This window comes from Candidatus Frankia alpina (assembly GCF_902806485.1).
GTDB lineage: Bacteria > Actinomycetota > Actinomycetes > Frankiales > Frankiaceae > Frankia > Frankia alpina.
On sequence record NZ_CADCWT010000138.1, the window covers coordinates 1 to 13,137 of the forward strand.

Sequence of the window (13,137 nt, forward strand, 5' to 3'; positions counted from 1 at the left end):
CGCAGTTGCGGATGGGCCTGAAGCACCCCCACCTGGCCGGAACGTACAAGCGGCACTATCATGCATCCAGTTTCGCATCTGCGGCATCGCCCACCAGCGGCTTCCGCAGGTGCGAGCGGGTGCCGTCGCCGTCGGAGTACTCCGCACGGCTCGGCGCTCGCGGCGACGACGGGGTCGCCATGGGTCGACTCGGTGACAGTGGGTGACACCGAGACGCCCGACCGCACAGCCAACAGTGGACGTTCGTATGAGGCGGTCGACCGTGCGCGCTAGGGCGTCGGCGACCGGCCGTGGTGCCTAGGGACGGGGATACGTGAGATTTCGCAGGGTGAAGACGGCGCTGGCGGTCGTGGCCAGTGCCGGACTGCTCGCCGCCGGGTGTGGAAGCGACGGGGGCACGGCCGCGACGCCGGCGCCGGCCACCACCAGTGCCTCCAGCGGCGTCACGGGCACCGTCACCGTGTTCGCCGCGGCGTCGCTGACCGGAACGTTCACGACGCTGGGCAAGCAGTTCGAGGCCGCCAACCCGGGGTCGACCGTGAAGTTCTCCTTCGCGGGTAGTTCCGCGCTGGCCACGCAGATCACCTCCGGCGCGCCCGCGGACGTGTTCGCCGCGGCGAGCCCGGCCACCATGAAGACCGTCACCGACGCCGGGGAGAACTCCTCGGTGCCGAAGGTCTTCGTGCGCAACCAGCTCGTCATCGCCGTGCCGACGGCCAACCCGAAGGGCATCAAGGACCTGCCCGACCTGGTGAAGCCGGGCGTGAAGGTCGCGTTGTGCGCCGAGGCGGTGCCCTGTGGCGCGGCGGCCAAGAAGGCACTGGCCGCGGCCGGCACCAACCTGACCCCCGTCACCCTGGAGCAGGACGTCAAGTCCGCCCTGTCGAAGGTCACCCTCGGTGAGGTCGACGCGGCGCTGGTTTACCGCACGGACGCGAAGGCCGCCAGCGACAAGGTGACGGGCATCGAGTTCCCCGAGTCGGCCAAGGCCATCAACGACTACCCGATCGCCACGCTCAAGGGCGGCAAGAACGCCACCGGTGGCAAGGCGTGGGAGGACTACGTCACCTCCGACAAGGGCGAGGCGGTGCTGACCGCGGCCGGCTTCCAGGCCCCCTGACCCGCGGCCCGACCGGCGCAGGTCGCACCGGTCGGCAGGCGGGACTCGGCCACGGTTCCCCGAGGAGATCATCTCCGGGGAACCGTGGCCGTCGCCATGTGTGGCCCCGGCCGCGAGTGGCAGGCGACGGCGGACGGCGGACGGCGGACGGCGGACGGCGGCAGGGAGGCGGCGGACGGCGGTCAGCGGCGGGAGGCGATGAGGAATCCGTCGGCGAACGGGCCGGGCGCGTCGCGGCCGGCCGCGGCGGCGAGGTCGGCGCGCAGCCGGGTGTGCAGCACCCGCCAGCCGTGGCGGGACAGCCAGCCGACGGCGGGCTCGTCGAGGCCGCCCTTGAGCAGCCTCGCGAACTCGGCCAGCTCCGGCGTGACCCGCAGCTCGTCGATCAGCCACGTGTCGGCGGCCTGGTACTCGAAGCCCAGCAGGCTGCCCGGGGCGGACAGCTCCCCGATGGTCGTGAGCAGGCGGGCGGCCTGGTCGGCGTCGAGGTAGGGCAGCAGGCCCTCGACGAGCCAGCCGGTGCGCTCCCGGGTGCGCAGGCCGGCGTGGGTCAGCGCGGTCGCCCAGTCGCCGGCGAGGTCGGCGGGGACGGTGATGCGCTCGGTCTGCGCGGTGGCGTGGCGGGCGTCGAGGACCGTCTGCTTGAACGTCACCATCTCCGGCAGATCGACCTCGAACAGCCGGATGCCGGCGGGCAGGGACAGCCGGTAGGCGCGGGTGTCCAGGCCGGCGGCGAGCAGGACGAGCTGGCGGTAGCCCTCCCCCGCGGCGCGGGTGAGGTAGTCGTCGAAGAAGCGGGTGCGGTGCACGCCGTGGGAGGCCACCACGTCGAGGAAGTGGAGGAACACGGCGGCGGGGCCGGTGACGGCGCCGGCGCCCCCGGCCGCCTCGACGAACGCCTCGGCGTAGGGGTCGTCGAAGAGCCGGTCGTGGCGCGCGCTCTCCCGGGCCCGGACCCACGCCATGCCGACGGCGGTCAGGCCCACCCCGGCGGGAACCTCGATCTGATCGGACGCAGCCCTGAAGGTCATGACTCACCGTAAGGCGATGGGCGCAGCCCGGCCGAACCGATGGTTACCGAACGTCACCGATTGCGGCGGGGCGGGGACCGGCCGTCAGAACGACACATCCCCCGTCTCGGACTTGCCGATCCGGTGGCAGGTGGCACTGTCGCGCAGGTAGCCGAAGGCGAAGGCCTGGGCGCGCTGGCGGGGCGAGCCGTGGGCGTCGGGGGCGCTGGCGGGCTCCTGGCTGAACCAGCCGCCGCTGGTGTCGCCGAGGCTGTAGAACAGCAGGGCGCCCTGCAGGGCATCGGTGACGGCGATGCGCCCGGCGTCGTGCGCGGCGGAGGCCTGCCGCCCGGCGAAGCAGTCGGCCTGGTTCTCCTCCGCGCGGGTGACGACCCCCAGGTTCCCGCCGATGCGGTCGCCGCGGTGGGACAGCTCGTGCATGAGGACGAACAGCGGGTAGGTGGGGCCGCCGATCTGGGTCAGCTCGTCGAGGAAGTCGACGCTGTAGGCGACGGTGTCGTCGAGGGTGCAGTACAGGGCGTTGTCGGCGAACTGGCGGGGGTCGTTGACCTCGCGGCCGCAGGCGTCGTCGGGTACCTCACCGTCGTGATAAGGGACGAAGCGCGGCGCGGTCCAGGCGTCGCCGAGCTCGCCGTGCCAGAAGGTGTTCAGCGCGCCGGGGCAGCCGACCGGCTCGTTGACGAGCCGGTCGACATCCTGCACGTTGGTGACCTTGCCGCCGCAGGATGAGCCCGACGCCGTCGCGGCGGCGCTCAGCGCCCCGCCTGCGCCGGCCGGCGAGCCGCTGTCGGCTCCCGCCGACACCCCGCCGGTGGCACTGCTCGTGCCGACGCCGCCGGCAGCGTTGAGGGGACCACCGGTCGCAGCGGCGTTGCAGCCGGCCAGCAAGCCGACAGACATGACGATCGCGGCCAAGGCCGCCCAGATGACCCGCACGACGGTCAACGTAGAGGCGATCTACCCCTCCGGTGATTCGTCACCGTCTCCGCGACCGTGATCGAGGGAGGACCGTCCTTGCCCCGCGGCGCGCAGCGGGCCCGGGACCGCCCGGACGCCCGCCACCCCCGTCCCCGCCGCCGCCGCGGCCGTTCCACCGCGGCGACCCGGATAACCGCAGGTAGAGCGACCGCGAAGGGGCTCATGACCGCAGGTGGGAGCCCGGCGACGACGACGGCGGCGGCGAGCTCGTGGGAGCCCGGGGTGATGACGGTGACCGCGGCGAGGGTCGCGAGGCCGAGCAGGGCGGTCGCGGCGGTGAGCACTATCACCGGTCGATGGGCCGGTAAGGGGGGTGGTGGCACCGGCCCGATCGGGGGACGTCGGGCCGCCGCCTCGGCACCGGCCCCGCGCGAGCCGGATCAGTCCAGGCCGACGGCGACGGCGAGGGTGGGACGGACCGGCGCGGGCAGCCATCCCGCCGGGGCGCGGCCGGGCACCGTGCGCCAGCCCAGTCCGGGGGTGAGTAGAGTCAGTGCGCCGGTGGCGGGCCGGCGGGATACGTTCCTCCCAGCGGGCGGGGCCCGCGGCGGTCGGCTGGACGAGCCCGACGACGAGCTCCCCCGGCAGCGTCACCGCGCCGGCGCCGATCTCGCCGACGCCGGCCGGCTCCCCGGCGGTGACCACGATCGTCGCCTCGATGTGGTGCCCGGCGGGGGGCGTCGCCGGAAAGGTCCGGGTGACCGCGCCGAGCCGCACGTAGGCGGACGCGCCCGCCGCGGCGCCGGCGGGCAGGCGGGCGGTCAGGTGCACCGCGATCCGCTCGCCGCTGACCTGACGCAGAGCGGTGAAGGACCCGTAGAAGCTGGCGGGCGCCGCCGGGTCGACGATCTCGTCCGGGCGCAGCCGGTACAGCGCCCGCCCCGGCACCCGGTCGGGCAGGGTCGCCGTCGCGGGGCCGAGGTCGGCCGCGTACAGCACGCCCCCCGCTCAGGTCCGGCCGGTTACGCAGCGTCTGGTACGGCACCTGGGTGTACCGGCTGGGCACCTGCGGCGTCACGACGACCACCGCCAGGGCGGGGTAGGTGTCGGGGAGCAGGGCGGCGAGGAAGGCGTTGCGGTCGTTGACCCAGCGCTGCCCGTCGACCTTGCCGGGCACGGCCGACGCGGTGAGCAGGACCATCGCCACCGCGGCCACGCCGGCCGCGGCGGGCCGCAGTACGGCGGCCCGCGGCAGGGCTGCGGCGGCCGACCACAGCCGGCGGGCGCCGTCGGCGGCGAGAATCAGGACCGGCGTCACCGCGGCCAGGTGGTAGTGCGGACCGAGACCGTCGCGCAGCCCCGGCATCGCGAACGCCGAACCCCACCAGAACAGGTATCCGCCGCCGACCGCGGCCACCGTCGCCACGAGCAGCAGCCGCTGCGCCCGCCGCCGAACAGCCAGCCCGGCGCGGCGGTGCAGGTCTGCTGCAGGGCACGCAGCGCGAGGTGACGGGTGAAGGCGAACGTCGGCTCGGAGGGCAGGATCCGCCGGGGGACGAAGCCGAAGCGATCCAGCGGATCGGACGCGGACAGCGGCATCCGCAGCGCGGAGCCCGTGACCGACCGGCAGAAGGCCAGCAGCACGGCGACGAACGGCGCCAGGCCGAGGACCGCCCAGCCGACCCGCGCAGGTATCGCCCGCGGCTCACGGCGTAACCGCGAACACGACCACCCCGGCCAGCACCAGCACCGCGTCGAAGGGGCGCAGCAGCAGCGTGAAGCCCACGCCCGCCCCGCCGCCGAGCAGCGAGCGCCGCGCGCCGGTGCGGGCCCCGCGCAGCAGCGCCGCGCTGGCCAGGGTGAGCGTGGCCGCGCCGCAGGCGTAGGCCAGCGGCAGCGCCGTGTGCACGACGACGAGCGGCGATCCGGCCAGCAGGGCCGCGGCCAGCACGGCGCTGGCCGCGTCGTCGAGCAGCTCGCGGGCCAGCCGGTACGTCCCGGCGACCCAGCCGGCGGCGACGAGGGCCGGCGCGACGGCCATGGTGGCGAACACCGCCTGCGAGGCGGCGAGCAGCGCCGGCCAGCCCGGCAGGTACTTGGTGAACAGCCGGCCGTCGTGCTCGCCCGTCAGCCAGGGCCGGAAGAACGGCTCCATCGTCGCCGCGTCCAGGGTCAGGTGCCCGTCGAGCAGCATCCGGGCCTGCAGGACGTAGGCGGCCTCGTCGGCGTCGCCGGAGCCGTTGCGGTACAGCGTCGCCTGCAGGACGAGGCTCGCCGTGAACGAACAGGCGCAGATCACGGCGACGGCAAGCGCCGGGCGCGACCAGGCCGGCCCGCCGGGCCCGCGCAACCGTCCACCGAGCCGCCGTCCCAGGCCCGACCGCTGCCCGCGGAACATCCGACCAGCCGAAGCGGGCCCCGGTCCCGGCCCGGGCCGACGCGGAACGGGGATCTGCGTGGACGTGGCGTCCGCCGTCGTCACCGGGCCGACCGCCGGTCTCGGCGATCGTGCCCACGGTGGTGAATCCGCGCCCATCTCCCCCGCCCCATCCCATCTGGGAACCGCATCACCGGCGCCACACGCTGGCTAGATCGGCAACCGCGTCCCGCCGACTTCGCCTTCGCAGTACCAACCGGCATATCGTCCCATTAGCGTAGGGGGCACCATTCTGTGCATTTCGCGGGGGTGCGGGCGGCACGACTCCGCGCGCCCTGTCGAGGACCGACCCGCGGCGCCCGGAACCATCGGAAACTGCAGGCGGCACGCCCGGTACCCCCGAAGGGACCACCAAAATCGGCCGATACCGGCCCGTCGTGCCCTGCCTCCGCACCGGCCCCGCCGAATCAGCACCCCGGTAAAGAGGGGCACCCGAACGTGGCGGACCATCCTCGCCCGCCGTCCCGGCGGGCCTGTCGGGCCGCTATTCGATGGGGCCGGCCGGTTCGATCGGCTCGATCGCGGCCGACCGGCGGTGATCGAACACCAGGCTGGTCTGCACGTCGAAGACCTCGGGCCGAGCGGTGAGCCGGTCGATGACCAGGCTGTAGAGCCCGTCGACGTCCGGCACCGCGACGTGCAGGAGGAAACCGAAGGTGCCGGTCGTGGAGAACAGGCTGACCGTTTCGGAGAGGTCGGCCGCCCAGGCGCGGAAAGCCTCGATGACCATCCGGGAGGGCGGGCGGACCCGCACGGATATCAGGGCCTGCGCCGGCCGGCTGATCGCGGCCAGATCGACCTCGGCACGAAAGCCGTTGATGATGCCCCGTTCCACCAGCGAGCGCACCCGCTGCAGGGAGGTCGAGGGCACCACGTGGGTGGCCAGGGCGAGATCCCGGTTGGTCCGCCGGCCATTGTGCTGCAACAGGCGCAACAAGGCCCGGTCGAGCTCGTCCAAGCCGATTCTCCTCGCCGTCAGGGCATTGATGACCCGCCCGCGGAGCATTTGTTGCATGGCCGCGACATCGTAGCAACATGTCCGGGTATCGGGCAGGTTGTGCCGAGCGTCTGCCGCGTTGGGATCCCGCGACCAGGGAAAACGCACACGGAACGATTCCGCGCTCCCGCGTGTCTCAAGCCGTTTTCGGACGGCATGTGGTGCGCCGCGGGCAGGCGCAGCGGGGCCCGGGCGGGCGGCGGGGTGACCCCGTAGCCGGGTCACGGACCGGTTGCCGCTTGTCCGGGGTGGATGGTAAGCCGACAAGGGGTGGCTGGTGGCGGCCGCGTCCCTGCCGCGGACCGCCCGCGCGTCCACCGGTCGGTCGGCCGGGGACGGTTCCCGACCCGTGAGGAGCACCGCCCGTGCCGCAGCCCGTTCCGTTCGTCGACTATCTGGTCCTCGGTGAGCGCCCGCATCTGGTCGCCCGCGAATGCACCGCGTGCGGCGCACGTTTCTTCGACCGGCGCAATGCGTGCGCGAGCTGTTTCGGCACCTCCTTCACGCAGGTGGACGTTCCCACCGAGGGCGAGGTGCGCGCGTTCACGATCGTCGCCCACGCCGCCCCGGGCGTGCCCGTGCCGTTCGTATCGGCGACGGTGGACTGCGCCGGCACGAGCGTGCGCGCCAATCTCATCAACGTCGCACCCACGCCCGAGGCGGTGCGCCTGGGAATGAAGGTCCGCCTCGCGCTCACCGCGGTCGGCGTCGACCAGGCCGGCACCGAGGCCATCAGCTTCGGGTTCGAACCCCGTCGGTGAAGTCCGCTCCCGTCCCGGGAACCCGCCCCACATCTTCGGCAGGAGAGACGACCATGGCCAGCGACGACGTCTGGATTCTCGGCATCAGCATGACGCGGTTCGGCAAGCATCCCGACTCCGACCTGATCGACCTGGCCGCCGAGGCGACCATGAACTCCATCGCGGACGCCGGGATCACGATGCGGGAGATCGGTATCCTCGCCGCGGGCAACCTGCGCGGCGGCGGCGGGATCGGCCAGGCCTTACAGAAGCAGGTGGGCCAGACCGGGATCCCCGTCTACAACGTGGCCAACGCCTGCGCGACGGGGGCGACCGCGATCCGCGTCGTCCACATGGCGTTGCGCGCCGGGGAGGCGGACTTCGGGCTCGCCATCGGCGTGGAGAAGCTCGCCGGCGGCGAGCGGGTGGGCGACTCGGCCACCTGGTCGCCGCAGGGCCGGTTCGGCGCGATCGGCCCGCTCGACGGGCGCATCGGCACCGAGACGATGCCCGGGGTCTTCGCCCAGATCGGCATGGAGTACGGCCACCGCTACGGCGGCACGAGCTTCGAGCTGTTCGCCCGGATCTCCGAGAAGAACCACGCCCACTCGACCCTGAACCCGCTGGCCTCCTAGCAGCGCCGGTTCACCCTGGACGAGATCATGAAGGACGTCATGATCTCCTACCCGAACACCCGGCCGATGTGCTCGGCGAACTGTGACGGGGCGGCGGCGGTCCTCGTCACCGGCGCCGCGCTGAAGACCCTGGCGCCCGAGCAGCGCCGCCGGGCGGTGAAGATCTCCGCCTCGGTGCTGACCACCGACCCGTGGGAGGAGGCCTGCCAGGTGCTGCCGAACGTCAACACGCTGACCCGCAACGCCGCACGGCGCGCCTACGACACCGCCGGAGTCGGCCCGGAGGACCTCGACCTCGTCGAGCTGCACGACTGCTTCGCCACCGCCGAACTGGTCCACTACGACAACCTGATGCTCTGCCCGGAGGGCGGCGCGGTGGACTTCTTCGACTCGGGCGCGACCTGGCGGGACGGGTCGACACCGGTGAACGTCTCCGGCGGGCTGGAGTCCAAGGGTCACCCGATCTCCGCGACCGGTATCGCGAACATCTGGGAGGTGGCGACCCACCTGCGCGGCGAGGCCGGCGACCGGCAGATCCCCGGCGCCCGCGTCGGCCTGGCCCACGTGATCGGGCTGGGTTCGGCCTGCGGGGTGCACATCCTCGAACGCGCCGCCGCCTGATCCGCCCCCCGCCCCGGGGATGCCGCCGGTTGCGGTGCGGTCGGTGCGACCGCGGGTGGGCTCAGGGCCGCTGCGGCGGGGCGGGGCGGGGGCGCAGGCCGTCCATGAACAGGTCCAGCAGGCGCCCCGCCTGCGCGCGCTGGGCGGGTTCGCCGGCGGCGAGGGTGACGCCGGCGAGGCCGGTGAGCACATCGACCGGGTCGACGTCGGCGCGCACGGTCCCGGCGGCGGCACCGGCGGCGAGCAGCGAGGCGACGGCGTCGACCATCCGCTCGCGGGTGTGGGCGAACGGGTCGCCACCGGAGGCGATGACGGCCCGCAGCGCGTCCGCCATCCCCCGTTTGGCCGTGGTGTAGTCGAGAAAGGCGTCCATCCAGGCGCGGACGGCCGCGTCCGGTGCCATACGGCCCAGCAGCGCCGGCGCCGCGTCGCACAGCCGGCCGAGTTCGGCGCGGTAGACCGCCTCGACGAGCGCCTCGCGGGTCGGGAAGTGCCGGTAGAGGGTGGCGATGCCGACGCCGGCGTCCTTCGCGACGGCCTCCAGCGGCACGCCCGGCCCTGCGGCGGAGAAGGCCCGCAGGGCGGCGCCGAGAACCTGCTCGCGGTTGCGGCGGGCATCGGCCCGCAGCGGCCTGGTCCTGCCCTGTGCCGGCATCGCTCTCCTCCCCGCGGCCGGGATCACCGCGGCCGGGAAGCATCGCCCCACCGGGACTGTTCGAGCGCTACGGACACCGACGCGCCACGGCCCGGGTGGGTCGTCGCCGCGATCGCCTGCCACCGCCATCATATCAACCGGGTTCCCACCCGATTCCGTCGAGCACATAGTAAGGATCTGACTGTGAGCACTCTGATCACCACGCCGTTTTCCGCGACCTCGACCGCGGTCTAGGTACTGGCGGAGGTCGACCTGTCCGGCCGGCGGGCCGTCGTGACCGGCGCCTCCTCGGGCATCGGCGTCGAGACGGCCCGGGCACTGGCCACGGCGGGCGCGCAGGTCACGATCACGGTCCGTGACCTCGACGCCGGTGCCCGGGTGGCCGCCGATCTCACCGCGTCGACCGGCAACGCCCACGTCACCGTCGCTCCGCTGGATCTCGCGCAGCCCGCCTCCGTCGCCGCGTTCGTCAACGGCTGGCAGGGTCCGCTGCACATCCTCGTCAACAACGCCGGGGTGATGGCCTCGCCGGAGACCCGCACGCCGCAGGGCTGGGAACTGCAGTTCGCCACCAACCATCTGGGGCACTTCGCGCTGGCGACGGGCCTGCGGCCGGCGCTGGCCGCGGCCGGCGGCGCGCGGGTGGTGTCGGTGAGCTCCAGTGCGCACCTGCGCTCCGACGTCGGGTTCGACGACATCCACTTCCTCGAGCGGCCGTACGAGCCGTGGTCGGCCTACGGGCAGTCGAAGACGGCCAACGTGCTGTTCGCCGTCGAGGCGACCCGGCGGTGGGCGGACGACGGCATCGCCGTCAACGCGCTCATGCCCGGCGGCATCCGCACCAAGCTGCAGCGCCACGTCACCGACGCCGAACTCGACCGGCTGCGGGCCCAGAGCGGCGGCGGCGGGGGGATCTCCTGGAAGACACCCGGGCAGGGGGCGTCGACGTCGGTGCTGCTCGCCGCGTCGCCGCTGGTCGACGGGGTCAGCGGCCGGTACTTCGAGGACTGCAACGAGGCCGGGCCGAACCAGCCGGGCAGCCGCACCGGGGTGGCGGACTACGCCCTCGACCCGCGCTCGGCCGCCCGGCTGTGGGACGTCAGCCTCGCCACCTTGGCCGGCTGACCGGCGCCGACCTGCCCACGGGCGGCATCCGACCGGGACGGCATCGGCGGTCGGTCGGTCGGGCGAGCGGGCGAGCGGCGGTCGGGCGGCGGGCGGTCGGGCGGCGGTCTCAGGGGGCGAGCGGTAGGGGTGGCGTCGCCCGGGGCGAGGCGGACGGGCCCGCTCCCCCGGGTGTGCCGGGTGGGCTCGGCAAGTCGGTTGCGGCGGGTCGGGCGACGACGACGGTGACGGTCGACCCGCGGGCGACGCCGCCCGCCGCCGGGGTCTGCCCGACAACCGTGCCGGGTGGCTCGCCGCCGGCGCGGGGCTGCTGGACGACGGTGAGACCCAGGTCGGTCAGGGTCCGTTCGGCCTCACCCGCCGGTCGGCCGTGCAGGTCGGGCACGGCCACCGTGTCGCTGACCACGGTGATGGTGACGGAGCTGCGGGCCGCCACCCGGGTGCCCGCGGCCGGCGCGACGGCGTCCACCTGACCGGCGTCGGCGGCGGACGGGCCGGAGTTGACCCGTTCGACCACGGTGAGGCCGATGGCGCGCAACGCGGCGCGGGCGTCGTCGGCGCCGAGCCCGACGACCTCGGGCACCGTGACGGTACTCGGACCCGCCGACACGGTCAGGGTGACGGTGTCGGCGCGGGCGCCCGTCGTCCCGGCCGGCGGGTCGATCGCGACGACGGTGCCGCGGGCGCTGCTGCCCGACCGGTAGGCGCGCTCGACCGTGGCGAAGCCGGCGGCGCGCACGGCGGACTCCGCCGCCGCGGCCTGCTCACCGAGCACGTCCGGGACGGCGACCCGGTCGGTGGCCGGCGAGGCATCGGTGGGATCGGTCGGCGTGGCGGGAGAGGTGGCGCTTACCTGGTCTCCGGTCGCCCGGGTGGCGGTTCGGGTGGCGGCGGGGCTGGGGGCGCGGCCCGTCGCCTTCCCGTCGGGTCGGCCGGCGGGTCCACCGGGCACGGCGAGCTGACCGGACGCCGTGGCGGTGGCCCCGGCGGACCCGCCGTGGGCGTGCACGAGCAGGCCGATCACCACCAGCGTGGCCGCGATCACGGCACCCACCGCGACCACGGCGGCGAGCAGCCGCACCCGCCGCTGCCGGGCCGGCCGGCCGGCCGGCCCGGGATCGCCTGCGGGGCCGGCCGCGCCGGCCAGCATCAGGTCCAGCGAGCCGGTCCCCAGCCCGGGCCCCGAGCCGGTCTCCGGATCGGTGGCCGGATCAGTGGCCGGTCGCCGGCCGGACGCCCCGCCGGGCAGCGGCACGGGCGGGGCCACCGCCACCCCCGTCGCAAAACCCGGCCGCATCCCCGCCCCAATCCCCGCGGAGCGAGGCCTCGGCGCCGCCTGCGACCGGCTCACCGCCGGCAGGCGGGCGGCGGACGCGGCAGGCACGGCAGGCGGTGACGTGCCCGGACCCGGCCGGTGTCCAGCGGGCTGGTGACGATCGTCTCTGCTGCGTCACCGGGGCGGACGAGGCGGCGCAGCAGCTCCTCGGCGGTGGGCCGGCCGGCCGGGTCCCGGCGCATCGCGGCGCGTATCACGGCGGCCAGCGCCGGGTCGAGGTCGCCGAGCGCGGGGTCGGTGTGCTGGAGTCGGCGCAGCTGGGCCGACGTCGGCCCTTCAGTGAACGGCTTGCGCCCGCTGCCCGCGAAGATCACCAGGCCGCCCCAGGAGAAGATGTCGGCGGCGCTCGTCACGGTCTCGCCGCGGGCCTGCTCGGGAGCCATGAACGCCGGGGTTCCCGCGACCCGGCCCGACGGCCCGCTGGGCGCCTCGTCGGTGACCCGGGCCAGCACGAAATCGATCACCCGTGCACCCAGCGGGGAGAGCAGCACGTTGGCCGGGGTGAGGTCGCGGTGCACCAGGCCCGCGCCGTGGACGGCGGTCAGGGCCGCGGCGACGCGCTCCAGGTCGGCCGAACCCAGCGGGCCATGGGTGGCGACGGCGTGGGCCAGCGTCGGGCCGTCAACGAATTCGGTGACGAGGTACGGCTGCCCGTCCGGGGGATCGACGACGTCGAGAACCTCCGCGGTGCAGAAGCGGGCGACGCGGCGGGCCACGGCGGCCTCGCGCCGGAACCGCTCACGGTAGCGGGGAATGCGGGCGACGTCCGCGCGGATGACCTTCACGGCGACCAGGCCGGTGTCACGGCTGCGGCCGAGGAAGACGGTGCCCATGCCGCCCTCGCCAAGGCGGCCGAGAAGCCGGTAATCGCCGAGTTCGTGCGGGTCGCCGGGGCGCAGCGGGTCCGGGCGGGTGGTGAGCCCGGTCGTTGTTTCCCGCGGCTCGGTCACCTCGCCGACGTTTTCGCGCGAATCCACCATTCCTCCCTACGGCCGAGCGGGAATCGGGCACAGGGCGCCTGCTGAATTGTCGGTGACCGATCGTCCTCCCGGTCATCCTTATCGCGAACTCGACACCGCCGACGGCGCGCTTCCCCCGCGTCCGTCGACCGCCGACGGCCTCCCCCTGTCACCGACGCAACTGCCCCGCGGCGGCGAGGCAGGGGCCCGAAAAGGCCAGCGTGGCTGCCCGGCCGGCCTGCTCCCGGGGGGCGCTGCCGGCCCGGTCACCGTTGTGGCCTCAGGGCTACTGCCACCTGGGCCGCCGCGCATTTCCCGGCCGATACCTCATCACCCGGCAGACCAGCAGAAACCTTGACGGAAATCACGGGGAACGCTCCCCCGCCGTCGATCCGCCGGCCCCGGACCGGCAATAGCTCGCACGTCCCACGAACGGGTAGTCGGAGTCCCTGCGCCGGGTACCCCCCTTCCGGCCGGCCCCGCTGCCGAACGCACTGCTGGACGCACTGAGCCATTCCCGGCGTCGATTTGTGAGGTTGGGTAATTGTTGCGGGGTGTGAGTG

14 protein-coding genes and 1 pseudogene are annotated in these 13,137 nt (G+C 74.3%); 5 read left to right on the forward strand and 10 right to left on the reverse strand.

The window, feature by feature from the left end; genetic code table 11:
* Positions 1–206: hypothetical protein (locus G6R25_RS25255; protein WP_205447140.1), on the forward strand; the 206-nt coding region annotated here is incomplete at its 5' end.
* 107 nt (positions 207–313) lie between these two features.
* A complete protein-coding gene (gene modA, locus G6R25_RS15020) occupies positions 314–1,120 on the forward strand; it encodes a molybdate ABC transporter substrate-binding protein (RefSeq protein ID WP_163553457.1) in 807 nt (268 codons plus the stop codon).
* A gap of 182 nt (positions 1,121–1,302) precedes the next feature.
* Here the strand turns inward: modA and G6R25_RS15025 are convergent, their stop codons facing one another.
* The 6 genes from G6R25_RS15025 to G6R25_RS15045 all read right to left on the reverse strand — a co-directional run bounded on the left by G6R25_RS15025 (position 1,303) and on the right by G6R25_RS15045 (position 6,464).
* A complete protein-coding gene (locus G6R25_RS15025; protein WP_163553458.1) occupies positions 1,303–2,151 on the reverse strand; it encodes an SAM-dependent methyltransferase in 849 nt (282 codons plus the stop codon).
* Positions 2,152–2,235: 84 nt separating this feature from the next.
* On the reverse strand, positions 2,236–3,096 hold the full coding sequence (locus G6R25_RS15030; protein ID WP_205447141.1) for a neutral zinc metallopeptidase: 861 nt from the start codon (positions 3,094–3,096) through the stop codon (positions 2,236–2,238).
* Positions 3,093–3,419: a hypothetical protein gene (locus tag G6R25_RS15035; protein WP_163553459.1), complete on the reverse strand. Its 327-nt coding sequence runs from the start codon at positions 3,417–3,419 to the stop codon at positions 3,093–3,095. The genes G6R25_RS15030 and G6R25_RS15035 overlap by 4 nt, the downstream gene beginning before the upstream one ends.
* A gap of 200 nt (positions 3,420–3,619) precedes the next feature.
* A complete protein-coding gene (locus G6R25_RS27280) occupies positions 3,620–4,495 on the reverse strand; it encodes a hypothetical protein (RefSeq protein ID WP_235948537.1) in 876 nt (291 codons plus the stop codon).
* A gap of 279 nt (positions 4,496–4,774) precedes the next feature.
* Positions 4,775–5,551: a glycosyltransferase family 39 protein gene (locus tag G6R25_RS27285; RefSeq protein WP_235948540.1), complete on the reverse strand. Its 777-nt coding sequence runs from the start codon at positions 5,549–5,551 to the stop codon at positions 4,775–4,777.
* Positions 5,552–5,990: 439 nt separating this feature from the next.
* On the reverse strand, positions 5,991–6,464 hold the full coding sequence (locus G6R25_RS15045) for an Lrp/AsnC family transcriptional regulator (protein WP_163553460.1): 474 nt from the start codon (positions 6,462–6,464) through the stop codon (positions 5,991–5,993).
* A gap of 404 nt (positions 6,465–6,868) precedes the next feature.
* On the opposite strand from G6R25_RS15045, the gene G6R25_RS15050 reads away from it, so the two are divergent.
* Entirely contained in the window at positions 6,869–7,264 is a 396-nt protein-coding gene (locus G6R25_RS15050; RefSeq protein ID WP_163553461.1) for a Zn-ribbon domain-containing OB-fold protein, read from the forward strand.
* A gap of 53 nt (positions 7,265–7,317) precedes the next feature.
* A pseudogene (locus G6R25_RS15055) lies at positions 7,318–8,499 on the forward strand (thiolase family protein).
* 61 nt (positions 8,500–8,560) lie between these two features.
* Here G6R25_RS15055 and G6R25_RS15060 read toward each other — a convergent pair.
* Positions 8,561–9,154, reverse strand: a complete 594-nt coding sequence (locus G6R25_RS15060) for a TetR/AcrR family transcriptional regulator (protein WP_163553462.1) — start codon at positions 9,152–9,154, stop codon at positions 8,561–8,563.
* Between the two features lie 237 nt (positions 9,155–9,391).
* On the opposite strand from G6R25_RS15060, the gene G6R25_RS15065 reads away from it, so the two are divergent.
* Entirely contained in the window at positions 9,392–10,279 is an 888-nt protein-coding gene (locus G6R25_RS15065; RefSeq protein WP_235948542.1) for an SDR family NAD(P)-dependent oxidoreductase, read from the forward strand.
* Positions 10,280–10,388: 109 nt separating this feature from the next.
* Here G6R25_RS15065 and G6R25_RS30580 read toward each other — a convergent pair whose 3' ends face one another.
* The 3 genes from G6R25_RS30580 to G6R25_RS25260 form a co-directional block, all read right to left on the reverse strand.
* A complete protein-coding gene (locus G6R25_RS30580) occupies positions 10,389–11,576 on the reverse strand; it encodes a PASTA domain-containing protein (RefSeq protein WP_419469366.1) in 1,188 nt (395 codons plus the stop codon).
* 50 nt (positions 11,577–11,626) lie between these two features.
* A complete protein-coding gene (locus tag G6R25_RS30585; RefSeq protein WP_419469367.1) occupies positions 11,627–12,592 on the reverse strand; it encodes a serine/threonine-protein kinase in 966 nt (321 codons plus the stop codon).
* A gap of 346 nt (positions 12,593–12,938) precedes the next feature.
* Positions 12,939–13,137: hypothetical protein (locus G6R25_RS25260; RefSeq protein WP_205447143.1), on the reverse strand; the 199-nt coding region annotated here is incomplete at its 5' end.

Coding starts and splice junctions, on each gene's coding strand:
- G6R25_RS15025 (WP_163553458.1), bottom strand. CDS start 2,151: ATGACCTTCAGGGCTGCGTCCGATCAGATCGAGGTTCCCGCCGGGGTG.
- G6R25_RS15060 (WP_163553462.1), bottom strand. CDS start 9,154: ATGCCGGCACAGGGCAGGACCAGGCCGCTGCGGGCCGATGCCCGCCGC.
- G6R25_RS30580 (WP_419469366.1), bottom strand. CDS start 11,576: ATGCGGCCGGGTTTTGCGACGGGGGTGGCGGTGGCCCCGCCCGTGCCG.